This is a genomic window from Arthrobacter sp. TJ-170, from assembly GCF_058269305.1.
This window is the reverse complement of record NZ_JBZCNL010000002.1, coordinates 439,529-458,572: the sequence shown is the minus strand read 5'-3', so window position 1 is coordinate 458,572 and position 19,044 is coordinate 439,529. Positions and strand designations below refer to the sequence as shown.

The following is a 19,044-nucleotide window of genomic DNA, read 5'->3' as shown; positions in this document are numbered from 1 at the left end:
CGCATCGCGGCGCCGGTCAGGCACTGGCGTCCGGAGCACTCGTCCTTACGCCAGTTCCCAAAATTTCCGTGAGAGGCCGGTTGTGACCCCCCTCGACCTGCATGATGCCGAACTGACCACACCGCAGATGGTGATCCTCGACATGGTGGCTGAGGACAAGGCCGACGCCGCTGCCCAGTTGGCTGCCCGCCTGCACGAATGCGGGCGGATCACAGACCTCGAGGCCTTCCTCGCGCAGGTCAATTCCCGTGAGCACCAGATGGCCACCGGCCTGCCCGGCGGCGTGGGTTTGCCCCACGCCCGGAGCGAGTACGTGGAGCAGACCTCCATCGCCGTGGGCGTCACGCGGTTCGGGCACAGCCTGGATTTCGGCGCGCTGGACGGGCCGGCAACCCTGGTGCTGTTGATTGCGACTCCGGCGGGGTCCTTTTCGGAGCACCTCGAGGTGCTCGCCACGCTGGCGCGTTCCCTGTTCAAGGAGAACTTCCGCGAATCGCTCCGCAGGGCGCACGACGCCGAAGTGATCAGCGAGCTCATCAACTCGTCGCTGGTGTTCTTCGACCACTAGCGACGGGCCTGCGAACCTACTCCGTCCGCCAGGACCGCCACAGCGACGCATACGAGCCGCCGAGCGCAAGCAGTTCATCGTGCGAGCCCAGCTCGGTGATGTTGCCGTTCTCCACCACTGCCACGCGGTCGGCGTCGTGCGCTGTATGGAGGCGGTGAGCGATCGCCACCACCGTGCGGCCCTCAAGCACGGCGCTCAGGGACCGTTCGAGGTCTCGAGCCGCCTGAGGATCGATCAGCGATGTCGCCTCGTCGAGCACCAGCGTGTGCGGATCGGCCAGCACCAGCCGCGCGAGGGCGACCTCCTGTGCCTGGGCAGGGGTCAACTCATATGCACCCGACCCAACCTCCGTGTCCAGACCCTCCGGCAACGCGCGCGCCCAGGCCAGGGCTCCGACGTCGTTCAGTGCCTGTTCGATTTGTGCCTCTGTTGCGTCAGCCTTCCCAAGCCGGATGTTGTCCGCGAGGGAGCCCACGAACACGTGGTGCTCCTGGGTCACCAGGGCAACCTCGCGGCGCAGGGCATCCAGTGGCCGGTCCACGAGAGGCACACCGCCCACCGTGACGGAACCGCCGGTGGGCGGGTGGATGCCCGCAATGAGCCGCCCGAGCGTCGACTTCCCCGCACCGGACGGGCCGACCATCGCCAGACGTTCTCCCCGGCGCAGTTGAAGGTCCACGCCGTGCAGCACATCGTGGCCGGGGCGATAGGCGTACCGGGCGCCGGAGACGGTGATGTCGTCGGATTCGGGCTGCTCCTTCGTTGCGGTGCGGTCACCCGGAACGTTCTTGATTCCGATGATCCGCGCCAGAGACGCCGCACCCACCTGGATCTCGTCCGTCCACATGATGAGCAGGTCCACCGGATCGATCAGACGGACGGCGAACAGTGCCACCGTCGCGACGGCGCCCGGAGTCACCGCATCCGTGGAAGCCAGGAATCCGCCCCACAGCAGCACCCCGGCGACAGGGAGCCAGAAGGCGGTGTCCGCCGCCGGAAAGAGCACCGACCGCAGCCACAGGGTGTACCGCTCTGCAGCAAAGCTGCCTGCTAATGATTCGTCCATCCTGGCCCGGCGCAGTGCACCCAGTCCGAGCGCGTCAACGGTCCGGGCACCCTCGATGGTTTCGGTGATTGACCCGTTCACCACCGCGTAGCTTTCCCGTTCCGTTTTGTACCCTGCTGAGCTGCGCTTGAGGTACCAGCGCGTGGCCGGGTAGAGCAGCGGAACGCCCACCAGAAGGGCAAGCGAGAGCACCGGAGAGGTGAGGATCGCGGCAGCAAGCGTGATGATGATGGTCACCACCGACACCACCACCTGCGGAACACCGAACCGGACGGTGTGGGACACGGAGTCGACGTCGTTCGTCGTCCGCGAGACCAGATCACCCGTGCCCGCCTTCTCCACCGTGGACAGCGGCAGCGAGGTGACCTGAGCCATGAAGTCTTCACGCAGCTCCGCAAACACCGTCTCGCCGAAGACCATGCCGGCCCGGACGGCGAACTTGCGCAGGAGGGCCTGCACCAGGAGGAACCCCAGCATCAGCAGCGACATCCCAGCGATGAAGCCCGAGGTGGTGCCCGCGATGACCGCATCGAGAACTTTGCCGAGGATGAACGGACCCGCGAGCCCCGCGGCAGCTGAGCCGACGTAGAGCAGCACCACCACGGTAAGCCCGCTCCGGTGCTGCCGGATCAGCCGGAACGACTCCGCCTTCACGGCGCGCGCGTCAGCGACCGGCAACTTGCCGGACGCAGCTACGCCGGGGTCCGTTGCCTGCTCAATCACTTGCGTATCACTCACTGCGTATCACCACATTCCGGTAGGCAGGGACGGCCGACATCAGTTCCTGGTGCGTTCCTTCCGCTCGGAGACGGCCGTCTTCAAGGAACACCACACGGTCCATGGCACCGAGCATCAAAGGGCTGGCAGTTACGACGACGGTGGTTCTGCCTTCGCTGCGCCGCACGCCTCCCAGCCGCTTGGCAATCCGGGACTCCGTATGCGCGTCGACAGCGCTGGTCGGTTCGATGAGCACGAGCGTCTCGGCGTCGGCCAGCAGCGCCCGCGCAAGCACCAGGCGCTGGCGCTGTCCGCCGGAAAAGCCGCGTCCCCGCTCAGTGACTTCGGAATTGAGGCCGGCCTCGAGACCGTCCAGGATGTCCAGGGCGCTCGCGGCTTCGAGTGCAGCAAGGATCTCCGTGTCGCTGTGCCGCCCGTGCGGATCGAGCTGGCTGCGCAGGGTGCCTGTGAACAGCTGCGGGTTGGCCTCGCTCACCACAATCCGGCGTCGGACCTCCGCAAGGGGAACCTCGTGCAGTGCGGCCGGGCCCCACCTGACCACAGCCTCCCTCAGCACGGCGTCGTCGAACCGTCCGAGGCGGGTGGCGAGGTCGGCCGAAGAAGCAGGATCTGCTGAAACCAGGGCGGTGAGACCGCCCGGCATCAGTGCCACACCACTCGAGGTGTCGACGAGGAGAGCGGGCGCCGAGGGTGCAGCGGTGGTGGCGTTGTCGGTGATGTTCGCGTCAACGGACAGCACATTGATGATCTTGCGGGCACCAACGAGCGCCCGGATCGAGTGTGAGACGCCATCCGCGGCGCTCCGGATGGGAGTCATGAGGAACACGGAGTAGCCGAACAGGGCGACCAGCTGGCCTGGTTCAATCTCACCGCTCAGCACCAGCGTTGCACCCACCCAGGTGAACACCACACTGAAGGCCCCCGCGATGAAAACCTGCGAGGCCTCCAGAGTTGCAAGGGAGCGCGCAACCTTGATTCCGGCGTCGCGCGTTTCCGCTGACCGTTCACGGTACCGGTCGACGAAGATGTGCTCGCCGCCGATCCCGCGCAGCACGCGCAGGCCGGCAACAGTGTCGGCACCGACAGCGGTCATCTTCCCTGAGGCTTCACGCTGTTCGCGCTGGCGTGCCTGCAGCGGACGCACCACGAACAGGAGGAGGGCGCAGCATACGGGGACGCCAATCAGCACAAGGATTGCCAGTGTGACCGAACTCAGCGCAATGAGCGCACACACGACGAGCCAGGAAACCAGCGCACCTGCGAGACGGGCAGCTATATAGAAGATCTCGCCGAGTCGGGTCGCGTCCGACGCGGCCGTTGACACGACCTCGCCGGTGGAGAGTTTCTGGGGCAGCGCGTCACCTGTGCGAGTGATCTTGTAACCCACGAGACGGATCGACTTGAAGGCTGCCTGCATCCAGTTGCTGATGGCCGCGCGGTGCGCAAGCATGCCGGCGAAGGCCTGGCTGACCGTGAGGACCACCAGGATGCCGACCCACCAAAGCAGTGCATCCCAGCTGCGCCCGATGATTCCCTCGTCGACCGCACGCCCCAGCGCGAAGGGGACAACCGCCTGCGCCACCATGAGGAGCGTTTCCAGTACGGCGGCGGCAGCCAGAGTGCCCTTCTGCCTGGCGGCCAGCCACAACAGATAGCGGGACGGCGACCGAAGGTCGGGCGGACCTGGATCGGGGTAGGGGTACGAGCGCACGAGACACAATCGTAGTCCTAAATCCTCCGAAGTGATAGATAAATCCCAACCACTGTTTTGTGTGATCTCGATCTCCTCCGACGGAAAGAAATTCGTTCCGGTCAACCAGCACCAAGTACCGTTAAGAAGTGTTGAAAACCGCGCTCAAGCCGCGATGGATCCTAGCCCTGATCCTCGCGATGGCTATCGCCGCGTTTTTCGTCCTCTTGAGTCAGTGGCAGTTTTCGCGCTCGCAGGATGCCGCTCCCCCGCCTCCAAGTACCACCGAGCAGGTTCAGCCCCTCACTGAGGTGTTCCAGCCGGGCATCCCCATGACTGCGGGGGTTGCCGACCAAATGGTGCGCATGGAGGGTCGCTTCCTGCCGGACACCCGGGTCCTGGTGGAGACCCGGCTGCAGGAGGACCGTGACGGCCTGTGGCTGGTTTCGGCTTTCGAGGTTGCTGGATCAGGCGAGCCCGCGGCGGTTATCCCAGTGGTTCATGGCTGGGTTCCCGACACTGGGTCCGCCTCCGAAGTTCCTGAGCGCGTAGGCACGGCGGTGGTCGAGGGCCGGCTTCTCCCCACCGAAGCTCCGGAAGTTGAGCGGCCGGTTCCCGGGCAGGTCCCCACGCTATCCGTTGCCCAACTCATCAACGTCTGGGATATCCCGGCGGTGTACTCCGGGTTCGTCGTGTCCTTCGAGACTGTGCGGGACGGCAGCACCGTCCCGCCTGAGGCGCCCCTGGAAGCGGTGCGTATTGACCCGCAGCCGCAGGAAACGCCGGTGAACTGGCTCAATATCTTCTATGCCGTGGAATGGTTCGTCTTCGCCGGTTTCGCTTTCTTCCTGTGGTGGCGGCTCGTTGCTGACGACCACCGCCGCATGCTTGAAGACGAACAGATTGAACACGACGAACACAGTGAAGACAGCTCGAACGAACCGACCACCGACGAGGTAAGAACGTGACCGAACGCGCACCCGCCAAGAACCCTGCCCGCAAACGCCGCTTCGGCGGAACACACGCCCAGATCCGATCGGCGCTCAGCTTCTACAAGGTGCTGGCCTATGCAACCGGCGTGATGCTGCTGCTCGTAGTGGTGGAGATGGTTGCGAAGTACGGCTTCGGCGCGGAGATCATCGCCGGCGGATCCGCCGGAGCGCTCGGCCTCGTCGAGGAAGCCCAGGTCGACGGCGCGGGCGGTTTCAACCTGTCCACGGCCGTTCTCATCGTCCACGGCTGGCTGTACGTGGTGTACCTCATCGCCGATTTCCGGCTCTGGCAGTTCACGCGGTGGCCGTTCTCCCAGTTTGTGATCATCGCTCTCGGCGGTGTTGTCCCGCTGCTTTCATTCATCGTCGAGAAGCGCGTTCACCGGCGTGTGGAAGAGGAACTGGCCGCCCACCCGGAAGCCAAGACGAGGTACTGACTGCGCAATGTGCAGCGTTACCCCTACTACCACTATTGTTGATGCGTGACTACCCCCGCTTCTGCCACTGAACACCAGCCTGTACTCGTCGTCGATTACGGCGCCCAGTACGCCCAGCTGATTGCCCGCCGCGTTCGGGAAGCGGATGTTTACTCCGAGATTGTTCCGCACACGATCAGCACCGACGAGCTGCTGGCTCGCAATCCTGTGGCCATCATCCTCTCGGGCGGCCCGTCCAGCGTGTATGCCGATGATGCTCCGCGGGTGGACCCCCAACTGTTCGACGCCGGTGTCCCGGTCCTCGGTATCTGTTACGGCTTCCAGGCGATGGCATCCGCGCTCGGCGGCACGGTCGCGAAGACCGGTCTGCGTGAATACGGTTCCACCGACGTCGTTGTTTCCAACGGTGCGCGGTCGATTCTTGAGGGAACCCCTGACCACCAGAATGCCTGGATGAGCCACGGCGATTCAGTGCAGGCGGCACCGGACGGTTTTGAAGTCCTGGCCAGCACCGCGGGTGCTCCGGTCGCAGCGTTCGCCAACGAAGGCAAGCAGCTCTACGGCGTGCAGTGGCACCCCGAGGTCAAGCACTCGGCGCACGGCCAGCAGGTGCTGGAAAACTTCCTGTTCAAGGGTGCGCGCCTGAACCCGAACTGGACTACCGGCGACATCGTCGAGGAACAGGTCGAGCGAATCCGCCAGCAGGTGGGGGACGCCCGGGTAATCTGCGGGCTTTCCGGTGGTGTGGACTCCGCCGTCGCAGCGGCTCTCGTCCAGCGGGCGGTCGGTGACCAGCTCACCTGCGTCTTCGTTGACCACGGCCTGCTCCGCGAGGGCGAAGCAGAACAGGTGGAGCGGGACTTCGTTGCCGCCACCGGGGTCAACCTGTACGTCGCGAATGAGCAGAAGCGGTTCCTCGAAGCCCTTGAGGGTGTCGAGGACCCGGAGACCAAGCGCAAGATCATCGGTCGCGAGTTCATTCGCGCATTCGAGGAGGCCGAGCGCGCCATCATCGCTGAGGCCGAAGCCCACGGAGAGAAGATCCGCTTCCTCGTGCAGGGCACGCTCTACCCGGACGTCGTCGAATCCGGCGGTGGCGAGGGTGCAGCCAATATCAAGAGCCACCACAACGTCGGCGGCCTTCCGGAAGACCTGCAGTTTGAGCTTGTGGAGCCCCTGCGCACGCTGTTCAAGGATGAGGTGCGAGCCGTCGGTGCCCAACTCGGTTTGCCGGCAGAGATCGTCGGACGCCAGCCATTCCCGGGCCCGGGTCTCGGTATCCGCATTGTCGGTTCCGTCAACCAGGAGCGCCTCGAGCTGCTCCGCAAGGCAGACGCAATTGCGCGGGCAGAGCTCACGGCTGCGGGCCTCGATAACGAGGTGTGGCAGATGCCGGTGGTCCTGCTGGCCGATGTGCGAAGCGTCGGCGTCCAGGGCGACGGGCGCACCTACGGGCACCCGATCGTGCTCCGCCCGGTATCCAGCGAAGACGCCATGACCGCGGACTGGTCGCGGCTTCCGTATGATCTCCTCGCCCGAATCTCCAACCGGATCACCAACGAGGTCGACGGCGTCAACCGCGTGGTGCTTGACGTTACAAGCAAGCCGCCGGGCACCATCGAGTGGGAGTGACCCCTCCACCGGCGCTCAGCGTCGGTCGAGGCCGCTCGATCAGCAGGTAAATTGATGACGGTCCGCGTTGCTTGCAGCTTGTAGGAGGCAGCGTCGGATAGCTTGGAAGACATGCCTATCTGGTCAAGATCAGGCCGTGAGGCCGCAGGGAAGAGGACAACCGTGCCAGTGCAGGAAGCCGGGGACTCCGCAGAAGATTTCCTGATTCCGTGGCTGCGCAGACTGGGACCGCACGCGGGAACCGATACTCTGCTGCACTTCACGCCTTCGCGTTCCAACAGCATCGATCTCACGCATGCGCACCCGTCGGGTCTCGCGCAGCTTCTGGCCGGCCGTCGGACCCGCCTGTCCACGCTGCTGCGGGATCCCGACCAGTACGCCGCCGCCATGAAGGCCGCACGCCTTCTCCGCGCGAAGGTCTACGAACTCGCCACCGAACGCGGGATCGACGTCGGCTACCTTGCCGCGGGTACCGCGTCCTGGCGCTCCATGGACGACGGCGGCCGCACCGACTCGCTGACGGCGCCGGTCCTGCTGACGTCAGTTTCACTGACGGTGCACAGTTCGCAGGACGATTACGAGCTCCAGCTCACGGAGCATGCGCGCCTCAACCCGGCGCTCGTGCGCACGCTGCACAAGGACCACGGCATCGATTTCGATCCCGACGCCGTTGCGCAGCTCGCCTACAGCACCGCCCGCTTCGATCCGCATCCAGTGCTCGACCGTCTCCGCGCGCTCACCGACAACGTTCGCGGCATGACCATCGAACACCACATTCTCGTCTCGACCTTCGCGGACCTTGCCGACGTCGGCGTTGACACTGCGGTGCGCCCGGAGCACCCGCTGCTGTCCGCTCTGATGGATGCAGCGCGCGAGGGCATCGATGCTCCCTCGGATGCGAAGGCGCCGTCGCGGGATACGCCCCTTGATGACAGGCACCCGTCCACCGAGTTCCTGATCCTCGACGCCGACCCCGGGCAGCAGAGGGTTCTCGACGCCGTCGCCGCCGGTGGCTCCGTCGTGGTGTCCGCTCCTCCAGGAACCGGCCAGACCCAGACCGCGCTGAATGCCGCAGCGGCGCTTGCAGAGCAGGGCAAGAGTGTCCTCGTGGTGGCCGAGCGCCGCGGGACCCTGAACCAGTTCGTGCAGGAACTCGATGCGCTGAACCTCGGCTCCCTCGTGCTGCAGTTGAATGCCAACGGCAACCCTGCGCAGTTGAAGGACCAGCTGGTTCGTGCGATTGTCCGCAACGAGAAAGCCGTGGAGCCCAAGCTGGCGTCGCTGCACGAGACGCTCGTTTCGCACCGCCACAAGCTGCTCGATCATGTCCGCTCGCTGCACAACGTGCGGTCGCGCTGGGGATGCTCGCCGTATCAGGCGATGCAGTCCCTCGCCGAGCTGACGTCCCTGGACCCTGCTCCGGCCACTACCCAACGGCTCAAGCGCAGCGTCATGGACAGCATCCCGAACAGGACGGAACTGACCACGCGGCTCCGTCGTGCAGCTGAACTCGGCGGCTTCAGCAGGGAAGCGACACAGAGCCCCTGGTTCGGTGCCAACCTGCGCAACCGCAAGGAAACCGAACACGCTCACAGCCTTACGGTGGACCTTTCCCGGGACATTCCCTTGCTGCGCGAGAAGGTTCGAGCGGTAGCCGAGCACTCACACATCGAGCTCGGAACCACATTCGAAGAGTGGGGTGAGCAGTTGGATCTGCTGGTCGCTGTGCGCGCCAGCCTCGACAAGTTCACACCGGACATCTTCGACCGGCCGGTCACCGACCTTATTTCCGCAACTGCGCCCTCATCGTGGCGGCGGGAGCGCACCATCGAGATGAGTTCGATGACCCGGTCGCGCCTCCGCAGGGTTGCGAAGGAGTACGTCCGCCCCGGCGTTCATATTTCCGACCTTCATCAGTCCCTCGTCGAGGTGCAGGAGCAGCGCACCCTGTGGACCAGGTATGCAACCACGGAGCGGCATCCCTCGGTGCCCACAGGGCTCGCAGAGATCAACAGCTTCTACCGCACGATCGACTCGAAACTGAAGGAACTCACGTCCATCCTGGCCGGTACTCCCGGCGAGCCCAAGCTCGTCGCGATCCCGCTGGATGAGCTGGTGCTCCGCCTCTCGGACCTGGCACGCGACAAGCAGAGCCTTGCCACGCTCCCCGAGCGCACGCTGCTGCTCGACGAAATGCGCGAGAACGGTCTCGGTGAACTGCTGGACGACCTCGCAGCACGTGAGGTGGGTGCCCGTCAGGTCGGGGGAGAACTTGAGCTGGCGTGGTGGCAGTCCGCCCTCGAGGCGATGATCAGCGGGGACGACTACCTCGCGATGTCCGACGGCGCGAGCCTCCGCACCCTCGAGGCCGAGTACCGGCTCGCCGACAACGCACATGTCGCCTCCGGTGCCAGCCGGATCCGGTGGGCCCTCGCGGAGCGTTGGCGGGCGGCGCTGGAGACCATGCCGGCCGAAGCTGAGCAACTGCGCGGCCTGTTGCGGGAGGGCGAGCCCGGCCTGGACGCCCTCAGTGTCCAGGCCGATGAACTGGTCACCGCGCTGATGCCGGTGTGGGCAGCGAGCCCGCTGGTCCTGCCTCTGGTGCTCCCTGAGGACAAAATGTTCGATGCCGTGATCGTGCTTGACGCGGAGTCGATCTCCCTGCAGTCGGTGGTTCCGGCGCTGGCGCGTTCGCGCCAGGTCATTGCCTTCGGTGATGACCGCCTCGGCGGACCGCGTAGCTTCACCGTGTCGGTCGAGGACGAACGCCGCAACACGCCGGAACACCTTCCGAGCGCCTATCGGGCGCTTGCGGCGGTCCTGCCGTCACTGGCGCTGCGGGATGTCTACCGCGGAGCGGACAAGGGGCTCATCACCTTCCTCAGTGAACGTTTCTACGGGAAAGAACTCACACGCCTGCCCTCGGGATCAGAGATCACCGGCACGGAGCGCGCCCTCACCGTCGAGTACCTGCCCAACGGAACCGGCATGCCGAGTTCGGATCACGATGGTGTTGAGAGTGTCGCCGCTGAGGTTACGCGCGTCGTCGATCTGGTCTTCGAACACATTCGGCAGCGGCCGAGCTACTCACTCGCTGTCGTCACGGCAAGCGCCCGCCACGCGCAGCGGGTAGGCGAGGCCGTCCGTCTGTCCATGGCTGATGCTCCCTGGGCTGCGGACTTCTTCAAGCCTGGCAACGAGTCGTTCCGGGTAGTCACGATCGACCGCGCCGCCGGGCTGACCCGGGACTCCGTGATCTTCTCGCTGGGGTTCGGGCGGACCCCGCACGGACGGGCCCTGCACAATTTCGGTCCACTGTCTGCTCCGGACGGCCGCGGCAAGTTTGTCGCCGCCATGACTCGTGCACGGTACCGGCTGCATGTTCTCACGTGCTTCCGTCCCGAGGACCTGGATCCCGAGCGGTTGGGGCACGGCGCGCTGGACTTCTACGAACTGCTGCGCCGGGAGCTCTCCGGGGACGCCGAGCAAACCCGGGTTGCCCCGGTGGTGGAGTCCGAAAACGAGGACCCGCTGGTTGCGGACCTGGTGGAACGACTGCGCCATCGCGGTGCCACCGTCCACAGCAATTACGACGGCGCGCTGGACATCGTTGCTGCCTTCAGTTCCAGCCACGCTTCCGGCGCGGACGGCAGTGCACCCTTCCTCTCGCCTGTAGCCATCGAGTCCGACGGATCCGATCGATACCGCGGCCTGACCGTGAGGGAGCGGAGCAGGCTGCGCCCGCAGCTCCTTGAACGGATGGGCTGGCGTTACATGCCGCTGTGGACCATTGAAGTCTTCACTGATCCTGAAGGCTGCGCCGACCGCATATCGGGATATCTTGGTCTTCAACATACTGACCGGCCGAATCCGCGCCGGACTGCACAGGAGCCACCTGCAGGAAACGGGGAGACGATGGGATCGGAAGCAGAGAACAGCCGGGCGAATGAAGAAGACCCGACGGATGACCGCCCCGCTGATCAAGCGGATGAAGGGACATCCGGCGAGGCTGCCGAGCCGGCTGACGCGGAGGCCTCGGCGGTTGCCCAGCCGAGTTCAGAGGCCACCACCAGTACGGCCCCGCACGGGGACGTCATCCCACAGCATGCGGCTGAGGATGATCCGCGGTCCTGGAATGACCAGGACGGCGACAACGATGAGTGGCTGAAGGAACAGAAGCCTCCACACTGGAGCTAGCAGTTCACTCCTGGCTGCTCGCCGACGTGAGTACAAGGTGAACCTGGCCGGCGCTCGATGCGCCGGCCAGTGCCGCCGCCTCGTCCGGGTTGGCCGCCACGACCACCAGGCCGCCCTCCGCTCCTGACGCGGGCCTGAACGGCCCGGCACCTGGTTGCTCGGACGTCCACAGCACCGGTAGTCCACGGGCCAACACGGTGTTCTTCGCGGAAACCTCAAATCCGTTTCCGGTGCTGAGCACCACATCCACGCGCTGCCCTGCCGAGAGCAGTTGCACCGTGGATGCATCAGCCGGGCGGAGCGGAACCGCGACTGTGCCCTCTGGGCTTCCGGCTAACAGGCCGGCCCCTACAAAAAAGTTCTGGGCCAGGACATCGCCCGCATAGACAGGAGTTGCCAGCTGCTGGCCGGCAACCAGTTCGGGGGACGTGAACGAGTGCTCGGGCACAGCTGCCTCGGGAAGATCGACGATGGCGAGCTGATCCGCGGTGAGGACCGTGCCCACGGGCAGATCTGAAGATGCAGCGACAACCCTCACGGTGGCGGGCTCATGGGGGAGGAGCGCTTCCACGGTCACCCCGGCTGCAGCGCACAGGAGGCCAGCGGCCAGAAGGCGCCTCTTCCGGAAGATGAAGGCTTGGAACCGGCTCTGCAGGTGACTCGGGGTGCGTGATGGCTCACTCATGGATCCAACGATATGAACCCTGCTACGGCGGCACCGTGGGAGTTGGTCCTATGTGGAAAAACCGCCCCGGGAGAACCGGTTGTGCAGGACTACCGGTCCACCCGCGGCGGAAGGTTTCTCCGGAGTGGGTGCGGCGGTTAGGCCGAAGCGGCAGCCGCCGGCGCCGTCGTCGTTCCCCCGGAGGAAGAAGTTGACGACGAAGCCGCTTTGCCGTCGGAACCGGATGAGGTGGAGGAGGGCTTCGCAGAAGAGCTGCTGCCGGTCTCGACGGACGACGACGCAGAGCGGGAGTCTGTGCGGTAGAAGCCGGATCCCTTGAAGACGACACCCACGCTGTTGAACTTCTTGCGCAGTAGGCCCTCGCATTCCGGGCAGACCGTCAGCGAGTCATCAGAGAATGACTGCTGGACATCGAAGGCGTGGCCGCAGTCCCTGCAAGCGTAAGCATATGTAGGCATGGACAATCCTCCTGTGGGAACGCTGTTCGTGGGCGGTCTCGTTGTCCGGGTTTCCCCGGATTTTGGCACTCGACCAGTCCGAGTGCCAATTCTACACTGCTTCTGGCGCTTATGAGGAATGTTCGCCGGGCGCACGGTGCAGGCGGGACGGCGTGAAGGCGCCGTGCAGCGGCATGTCGAGGGGCGTGGTTTCGACATCCCCAGCGGGGAGGATCTCCTCGTCATACAGATAGCCGAGCCTGTCCACGTCGGGCTGTTCGAGAACCAGCTGCGCGAGGAACCGGTCGTAGTACCCGCCACCCTGGCCTATCCTGTTTCCCAGCGCATCCATGGCCAACCCGGGCACCAGCACCAGGCGGAACGGCACCAGTGCCGTGAATTGCTTTCGTTCGCCAACCGGCTCCCAGAGGGGAGCACGAGGGCTTTTCGCCAGCTCGACGCCCGGCTCCCAGCGCACCCAGCTCAGCTGGTACAGCGGTTCACACACCGGTACGACGACGTCGTACCCCGCACTGATCAGGGCCGGCAGCAATTCCTCGGTGCCGGGCTCCGGCGGATCCGAGAGGTACGCCGCAATGGGCCCGGACCTCCTCCCGGGGGCGCTCCGCAACCACGCGAGCACCTGGTCGCTCAGCGCAGCGGCGGCTGACCTGCGGTCACGCTCCGAAAGGGCGCGACGCCGGTTCCGCAATGTGCGGCGCAAGTCTTCCTTGACCGACGAAGGGCTCGGTGAGGGCATCGACGATTGCACGCGGGAATCCATGGTGGCACTGTACAGGGCGTGAGGGCGTGAGGGCGTGAGGGCGTGAGGGCGTGAGAGCGTAGCACTTTCATCGAACAGCAGCCGATTCTGTAGTGTTGTGGCATGACTGAGCGACCAAGAGTTAACAAGGCCGTCATTCCCGCAGCTGGCCTGGGAACGAGGTTCCTGCCGGCCACCAAGGCGATGCCCAAGGAAATGCTTCCGGTTGTGGACCGGCCGGCGATTCAGTATGTGGTCGAAGAGGCCGTCGGCGCCGGCATAAATGACATTCTGATGATCACCGGACGCAACAAGAGGTCCCTCGAGGACCACTTCGACCGGGTGCCGTTCATCGAGCAAACGCTCGAAGCGAAGGGTGATTTCGAGAAGCTGGAGTCTGTGCGCCGCGCCTCCGAGCTCGGTGACATCCACTACCTCCGCCAAGGGGACCCCAAGGGGCTCGGGCACGCGGTGCTGCGCGCCAAGCTCCACGTCGGCTCTGAGCCGTTCGCTGTCCTGCTCGGCGATGACCTGATCGACGAGCGCGACGTCCTGCTTGAGACCATGATCGATGTCCAGGCGAAGACCGGCGGGTCAGTGATCGCCCTGATCGAGGTTGATCCGGATCAGATCAGTGCCTACGGCTGCGCTGACATCTCCGCGCTCGACGATGAGGAATACGTCCGCGTCAACAAGCTCGTCGAAAAGCCCTCCGCTGAGGAAGCCCCGTCGAACCTGGCGGTCATCGGGCGTTACGTCCTGCACCCCCGGGTCTTCGACGTCCTGGAAGAGACAGGTCCAGGACGCGGCGGCGAGATCCAGCTGACGGACGCCCTGCAGACGCTGGCAGCAGCCGATGGTGAGGGTTCCGGCGTGTACGGTGTCGTTTTCCGCGGCCGGCGCTATGACACTGGGGACAAGCTGAGCTACCTGAAGGCCGTGGTCACCCTCTCCTCCGAACGCGAGGACCTTGGTCCTGACCTCAGGAAGTGGCTGCAGGAGTTTACCGGCTCCTTCGACGGCTAACTACTGACATGTGGGGTAGGTTCGCCTGGCCGGTCACCCTCGAGACCGGCAATCTCATCCTTCGTCCGCTTCGACATCGCGACAAGCGCGAATGGATGGAACTGCGTCACCGCAACCTCGACTGGCTCTCGCCCTGGGAGGCGTCCAACCCGGCCCCGGGCGGTTACCTGCCCACGTACCACGAGATGGTGCGTGCGCTGAACTCCCAGGTGCGTTCCGCCAGCGCATTACCGTTCGTGATCGCCGAGCGACCCGAGGGCGGCGGCCGGCCGGCCATGGTCGGCCAGCTCACTGTATCCGGAATTGTCTGGGGTTCCGCCCTGACGGCGACGCTTGGGTATTGGGTGGACAAGGAGCGTGCGGGCAGGGGAATCGCACCCACAGCGGTCGCCCTCGCAACGGACTATTGCTTCTGGGAACTCGGCCTGCACCGCATGGAGATCAACATCCGGCCGGAGAATGCGGCAAGCCTTCGGGTCGTCCGGAAGTTGGGATTCCGGGACGAGGGAACCCGCAAGGACTACCTGCATATCGCGGGCTCGTGGGCGGACCATAGAACCTTTGCCCTTACAGTCGACGAGGTTCCCGGCGGCCTCCTCCGACGGTGGCAGGAGACTGCGCCGCGGCTCTAGTCAAACTTCTCGATTTCGCGTCGGACACACCGTAGTGAATGAAGGAGCAAAGACGCATCTGCTCTAACGTTTTGTAAGTGGACTTCTCTCTGAACAGCTCAGTTGTACTGGCGGCTATCGTCGGGCTGTGGCTCATTTGGGTTGCTCCGTATCTGTTGCGAAGCCGACAGCCTTTCGCCGGCACCGCGCACATCGCCTTTCCAGCCATCTCATCCGGGGACGCCGTGTTCCAAAGGAGCGTCATGACCATGTCCGCCGCCGACGATTCCCGGTCCGCCTCCGGACCAGCAACCACCGGGCAGGCAGGTGGAGGGTCGACGAGGGTGTTGGGCTCCGCGCAGGGACTGAGGATCCGGTGGGACCGACTCTCCATAGCGCTGGTCGGCGCAGTTGCACTGGCAACGGCGCTGGTCACGTCGGTACTTGCCGTCGTCGGGCTGGTCTCTTCAATCGTTCCGGTGATCGCGCTTGTGCTTGCCATTGCAAGCGTTGCGGTGTTGCGCACGCTCGCACTGCGCGACCGGTCAGGTACGCCGCAGCGGGTCCCTGCCTCAACGGAGGAGACCTTCTCACCGGCGGCCCAGGAGGCTCCGGTGGTACGCCGTCCCACCACCCTCTTCAACGCCGAGGAAGCCGGAGACAGCAGCTCGGAAGAAGATAACAGGGACCGCGACGCGGACGCCACGGTTGCCACCCCCCAGTTCACCGCGGCTGAGTTGCGGGCTGCGGCACTTGCCGTTGCTGCCGAAGCAGGTGAAAAGCTGGTCACCTCCACACCCTGGCAGCCTGTGGAGGTGCCCAAGCCTACGTATGTCGAGGCTCCGAAAGCTGAGCGGGAAGACCCGGCCCCTCTGGATCTGCCGGAGGCACCCAAGCCCCAGACGAAGACGCCGATCAAGAACAGTGCCGTCGCGCCGACGGTCGAGACGGCTTCTGCGTCCCGGATGAACTTGGACGACATCCTGCAGCGCCGCCGCGCCTAGTTATACGCGCGCAGTGCCCGAGGCGGACCAACTCGCACTGCTCGAAGGGCCCGCCATCGGTCCGGCACTCGCCGCGGCAGCGGATCAACTCATCGGTCGGCTGGGTCAGTGGTCACTGCGGAGCCTTCATCATCGCTCCGGTGCAGGGGTCACGGGAATCTACGAGGTGCAGTGCCTTGCGCCGAACGGCCCGTTGACCGGGTTCCTGTGTGTCACGACGAGGACCGTGGAAGGTGAATTTCCCCGCTCCATGCGACTGCGCGGTCCGGGAGGGATAGCCCTACTGGCCTGGAGCCATCCCCATGATCCACTGCTGCCTGCGCTGGATTGGGCGTGTGATGCCCGGTCCGTTGGTCCGGAGCTCTTCGGAGTTCGCACCGCCACGCTCACAACCCTCGGTTATCGGCCGATGAGGCGGGCTGTACTGCGGGCGGAGGGGGCAGGGGAGACCCGCTATGTGAAGGTATTGCCGCGCGGCCGTGCCTGGCCCCTGCGCCGCCGGCACGAACTGCTGCATGACGCGGGGATCCCGGCTCCGCGGCCGGTCGGGCCGCGGGATCGGGACGTCGTCGTAACCCTGCCCGCGTCGGGAACACCGCTTGCCCAGCGGTTGATGCTGAACGGCGCGAGGGAGCTCGAACCGCAGGTTCTGATTGATCTGCTCGACCGTTTCCCGAAGGCGGCGTGCGAGCTGCCGGCAAGACTGCCCTGGTCTGCACGGGTCCGCGACTACGCGAGGGCTGCCATCGCTGCGCTTCCCTCGGAATCGGTGCGGATTGCAGCGCTCGCGTCGCGGGTTGAAGAACTTATCCGTACGGCGCCTGCCGGACCGGTGGTCGCGACGCACGGCGACTTCTATGAGGGGAACCTCCTGGTTTCCGGTGGCCAGGTTACTGGGGTGCTCGATCTCGACGGCGTCGGTCCGGGGCATATGGTGGACGATTTGGGCTGCTTTCTTGCCCACCTTGCTGTCCTGCCTGAGGTGGACGACCGTTAGCGCCACGCTCCGGCGGCCGTGGTGCGGTACCAAGAGGCATTCGCAGGACGGGTGGATCCGACGGCGCTGCGCGCCCGGGCTGCAGGCGTGGCGCTGACGCTCATCGCGGGAGCGAGAAACCCGGGACAGAGCCAGTCCGACGACGGCTGGCGGGCTGGTGCACGCAGCAGGCTGCTGGTGGCCGAAAGCTTCCTGACGCCGGGAGCTGGCCAGGACGGCTGAGTTTCGGGACCTTCGTCCCAGGTCATCCTTCGGACTGCTGCTTGCCCTGTGACTTCTCCGCCAGCAACCGGTCAAGCAGGGGCTCAACGCGGTAGGGAATGTGCTCGTGCAGTGCCAGCACGGTTTCCGTCCGGATCACGCCCTTGATGCGCAGGATCGACCGGAGGGCCGACTGCAGGTGATGCGTATCCTTCGCCGCTACCCGGCACCAGACGTCGCCCCTGCCTGAGATCTCATGGACTTCGAGTACCTGCTCCAGCGTGCGCAGCGCTGAGATGACACCGTCCAGTTCCCGGTGCGTGACCTCGATCGTGACGAACGCGACGACGTCGTAATCCAGGCGCGCGAGGTCCAGTTCCCGTCCGCTCGGGCGGAGAAGACCCGACCGAAACAGCCTCTGCATTCTCGCCTGGGCGGTGTTGCGTGCCATGCCGAGCGTCTCGCTGAGCTGGCTGACCTGCGAGCGCGGGTCGCGGACAAGCTCGCGCAGGAGACGAATGTCTGTTCGGTCCAACATGCACAACTCCTCGTTCAGCTCATCGGGGAGTGGGATGTCCCTCGAATATTGAGCACGATGATCAGGCCAGGCCCGATAGGACTTCCACAGTAACCCGCAGACCTCACTATGAATAGTAAGAATGGTAAGTATCTCCGGAAGGTGAGCATGAGCGTCATCAGCGAATTGCGTATGCGGCCTGCTCCCGTGCAGTCTCCCCGCTGGGATGCCTCCGTCCGCACCCGGCTGGGCCTCGCCGTCGTCGTGATGGCCACCCTGCTCGTGGGGGCGAATCTTGCGACTCCGCTCTACCCGCTCATTCGCGCCGATCTTGGCCTGAGTGCTTTCGATACGACGGCAGCCTTCGCTGCGTACGTCTTCACTCTCGTTGCCGGGCTGCTCCTGGTTGGCCACTGGTCGGACCATATCGGGCGGCGCGCGGCGCTCGTTCTCGCGGTTCTGACCGGTGTGCTCGGAGCTCTGGTCTTCGGCAGTGCAACATCGCTTCCGATGTTGGTGCTCGGCCGCTGCCTCCAGGGTGCGGCAGTAGCATGCGCTACGGGAGCCAGTTCTGCTGCGTTGCGCGACCTATTGCCTCTCCGTCCGGAGTGGGCATCACGCTTCACGCTTGTGGCCTCGGCCGGGGGAGTTGCGGCGGGACCGATCGTGGGTGGGCTGCTGTCACTGCTGCCCGAACCGACCCGGCTCCCGTTCGCCCTTTATGCCGTGTTCCTGGGGCTGCTCCTGATTCCGCTGGTACTGCTCGATGCCCGACCGGCGAGCAAGCCGGCGCCACCGGTCCGGCCGCTGTCCGCGTTGAAGCCGCGCCGTCCCGCGGTGTCCCGAACTGCGCGCAGGGCGTTCTGGTCTGCGGCGATCGTTGGCTTCCTCAGTTTCGCCGTATTCGGTTTCTCGCTCAGCCTCGCGCCGACGTACCTCACAGGTATGGCAGGCGAGTTGAGTCGACCACTCGTGGGCCTGTTTTCCGGACTGGTGCTGGCGGCTTCGGCGGCAAGCCAGCTGTTCCCGCAGAACAGTGCACGCCCAACGGTATCCGGTGTGTCCGGTCTGCTCGTTATGGCAGGCGGTGTAGCGCTGATTCCGGCCGCGGGCAGTGTCGGCAGTGTCCCGCTCCTCATTGCGGCCCTGGTCATCGCAGGGGTAGGCCAGGGGGTCGCCTTCCGCACCGTCTTCAGCGCGGTGGCGCAGCAGGTTGAAGGATCCCAGCATGCACAGATCATCAGCACCGTCTATGTGATCACCTATCTGGGAAGTGCTGTTCCTGTGCTCGGCTTGGGCCTGGCGGCAGATGCGCTCGGCCTCACGGCCGCGGTCACGGTCTTCGCCGTGATGGTTGCTACGGCGTGCGTGGCCATGGCCCTTTTCCTCTGGCGAAGTGCCCGAGTGAGCCGTTGAGAAATAGCAAAGAATAGTTTGCAAACAAAGCGTTGCAAAGATACCTTTGCAGGACTATTCTTCCTGT

17 protein-coding genes are annotated in these 19,044 nt (G+C 65.2%); 11 read left to right on the top strand and 6 right to left on the bottom strand.

The annotated features are described in order from the left end of the window. The first annotated feature begins 82 nt into the window (after positions 1-82). Entirely contained in the window at positions 83-568 is a 486-nt protein-coding gene (locus AC4D1W_RS06085) for a PTS sugar transporter subunit IIA (protein ID WP_490889575.1), read from the top strand. Positions 569-584: 16 nt separating this feature from the next. On the opposite strand, the gene AC4D1W_RS06080 is transcribed toward AC4D1W_RS06085, so the two are convergent. Continuing rightward, on the bottom strand, positions 585-2,372 hold the full coding sequence (locus tag AC4D1W_RS06080; protein ID WP_490898138.1) for an ABC transporter ATP-binding protein: 1,788 nt from the start codon (positions 2,370-2,372) through the stop codon (positions 585-587). After that, on the bottom strand, positions 2,365-4,083 hold the full coding sequence (locus tag AC4D1W_RS06075; protein ID WP_490898137.1) for an ABC transporter transmembrane domain-containing protein: 1,719 nt from the start codon (positions 4,081-4,083) through the stop codon (positions 2,365-2,367). Before AC4D1W_RS06075 ends, AC4D1W_RS06080 begins: the two co-directional genes overlap by 8 nt. Before the next feature lie 128 nt (positions 4,084-4,211). On the opposite strand from AC4D1W_RS06075, the gene AC4D1W_RS06070 reads away from it, so the two are divergent. The 4 genes from AC4D1W_RS06070 to AC4D1W_RS06055 all read left to right on the top strand — a co-directional run bounded on the left by AC4D1W_RS06070 (position 4,212) and on the right by AC4D1W_RS06055 (position 11,320). After that, on the top strand, positions 4,212-5,030 hold the full coding sequence (locus AC4D1W_RS06070) for an SURF1 family protein (RefSeq protein ID WP_490889570.1): 819 nt from the start codon (positions 4,212-4,214) through the stop codon (positions 5,028-5,030). Next, positions 5,027-5,491: a DUF3817 domain-containing protein gene (locus AC4D1W_RS06065; protein WP_490898136.1), complete on the top strand. Its 465-nt coding sequence runs from the start codon at positions 5,027-5,029 to the stop codon at positions 5,489-5,491. Before AC4D1W_RS06070 ends, AC4D1W_RS06065 begins: the two co-directional genes overlap by 4 nt. A gap of 45 nt (positions 5,492-5,536) precedes the next feature. Next, on the top strand, positions 5,537-7,123 hold the full coding sequence (guaA, locus tag AC4D1W_RS06060) for a glutamine-hydrolyzing GMP synthase (RefSeq protein WP_490889566.1): 1,587 nt from the start codon (positions 5,537-5,539) through the stop codon (positions 7,121-7,123). Positions 7,124-7,234: 111 nt separating this feature from the next. After that, positions 7,235-11,320, top strand: a complete 4,086-nt coding sequence (locus tag AC4D1W_RS06055; protein ID WP_490898135.1) for a DUF4011 domain-containing protein — start codon at positions 7,235-7,237, stop codon at positions 11,318-11,320. A gap of 4 nt (positions 11,321-11,324) precedes the next feature. Here the strand turns inward: AC4D1W_RS06055 and cpaB are convergent, their stop codons facing one another. The 3 genes from cpaB to AC4D1W_RS06040 form a co-directional block, all read right to left on the bottom strand. Then, positions 11,325-12,005, bottom strand: a complete 681-nt coding sequence (cpaB, locus tag AC4D1W_RS06050; RefSeq protein WP_490898134.1) for a Flp pilus assembly protein CpaB — start codon at positions 12,003-12,005, stop codon at positions 11,325-11,327. Between the two features lie 137 nt (positions 12,006-12,142). Beyond that, positions 12,143-12,463, bottom strand: coding sequence for an FmdB family zinc ribbon protein (locus AC4D1W_RS06045; RefSeq protein WP_490889560.1), 321 nt, complete (start codon positions 12,461-12,463; stop codon positions 12,143-12,145). 109 nt (positions 12,464-12,572) lie between these two features. Beyond that, positions 12,573-13,226, bottom strand: a complete 654-nt coding sequence (locus AC4D1W_RS06040) for a 5-formyltetrahydrofolate cyclo-ligase (RefSeq protein ID WP_490889559.1) — start codon at positions 13,224-13,226, stop codon at positions 12,573-12,575. 102 nt (positions 13,227-13,328) lie between these two features. On the opposite strand from AC4D1W_RS06040, the gene galU reads away from it, so the two are divergent. From galU to AC4D1W_RS06015, 5 genes are all read left to right on the top strand, one after another. Then, positions 13,329-14,231 (top strand): UTP--glucose-1-phosphate uridylyltransferase GalU, encoded by a 903-nt coding sequence (gene galU / locus AC4D1W_RS06035; protein WP_490889557.1) that lies wholly within the window; start codon positions 13,329-13,331, stop codon positions 14,229-14,231. An 8-nt stretch (positions 14,232-14,239) separates the two neighbouring features. After that, positions 14,240-14,863, top strand: coding sequence for a GNAT family N-acetyltransferase (locus AC4D1W_RS06030; protein WP_490898224.1), 624 nt, complete (start codon positions 14,240-14,242; stop codon positions 14,861-14,863). A gap of 77 nt (positions 14,864-14,940) precedes the next feature. After that, on the top strand, positions 14,941-15,846 hold the full coding sequence (locus AC4D1W_RS06025; protein WP_490898133.1) for a hypothetical protein: 906 nt from the start codon (positions 14,941-14,943) through the stop codon (positions 15,844-15,846). Between the two features lie 13 nt (positions 15,847-15,859). Beyond that, a complete protein-coding gene (locus AC4D1W_RS06020) occupies positions 15,860-16,843 on the top strand; it encodes an aminoglycoside phosphotransferase family protein (RefSeq protein ID WP_490898132.1) in 984 nt (327 codons plus the stop codon). A gap of 18 nt (positions 16,844-16,861) precedes the next feature. Then, positions 16,862-17,065, top strand: a complete 204-nt coding sequence (locus AC4D1W_RS06015; RefSeq protein ID WP_490898131.1) for a hypothetical protein — start codon at positions 16,862-16,864, stop codon at positions 17,063-17,065. A 22-nt stretch (positions 17,066-17,087) separates the two neighbouring features. Here the strand turns inward: AC4D1W_RS06015 and AC4D1W_RS06010 are convergent, their stop codons facing one another. Further along, the gene (locus tag AC4D1W_RS06010) at positions 17,088-17,582 is read right to left on the bottom strand and encodes an Lrp/AsnC family transcriptional regulator (RefSeq protein WP_490898130.1); all 495 of its coding nucleotides are present in this window, start codon (positions 17,580-17,582) and stop codon (positions 17,088-17,090) included. A gap of 147 nt (positions 17,583-17,729) precedes the next feature. Between AC4D1W_RS06010 and AC4D1W_RS06005 the strand changes: the two genes are divergently transcribed. After that, a complete protein-coding gene (locus AC4D1W_RS06005; RefSeq protein ID WP_490898129.1) occupies positions 17,730-18,977 on the top strand; it encodes an MFS transporter in 1,248 nt (415 codons plus the stop codon). The last annotated feature ends 67 nt before the right edge of the window (positions 18,978-19,044 follow it).

Coding starts and splice junctions, on each gene's coding strand:
- AC4D1W_RS06055 (WP_490898135.1), top strand. CDS start 7,235: ATGCCTATCTGGTCAAGATCAGGCCGTGAGGCCGCAGGGAAGAGGACA.
- cpaB (WP_490898134.1), bottom strand. CDS start 12,005: ATGAGTGAGCCATCACGCACCCCGAGTCACCTGCAGAGCCGGTTCCAA.
- AC4D1W_RS06045 (WP_490889560.1), bottom strand. CDS start 12,463: ATGCCTACATATGCTTACGCTTGCAGGGACTGCGGCCACGCCTTCGAT.
- AC4D1W_RS06040 (WP_490889559.1), bottom strand. CDS start 13,226: ATGGATTCCCGCGTGCAATCGTCGATGCCCTCACCGAGCCCTTCGTCG.
- galU (WP_490889557.1), top strand. CDS start 13,329: ATGACTGAGCGACCAAGAGTTAACAAGGCCGTCATTCCCGCAGCTGGC.
- AC4D1W_RS06030 (WP_490898224.1), top strand. CDS start 14,240: ATGTGGGGTAGGTTCGCCTGGCCGGTCACCCTCGAGACCGGCAATCTC.
- AC4D1W_RS06010 (WP_490898130.1), bottom strand. CDS start 17,582: ATGTTGGACCGAACAGACATTCGTCTCCTGCGCGAGCTTGTCCGCGAC.
- AC4D1W_RS06005 (WP_490898129.1), top strand. CDS start 17,730: ATGAGCGTCATCAGCGAATTGCGTATGCGGCCTGCTCCCGTGCAGTCT.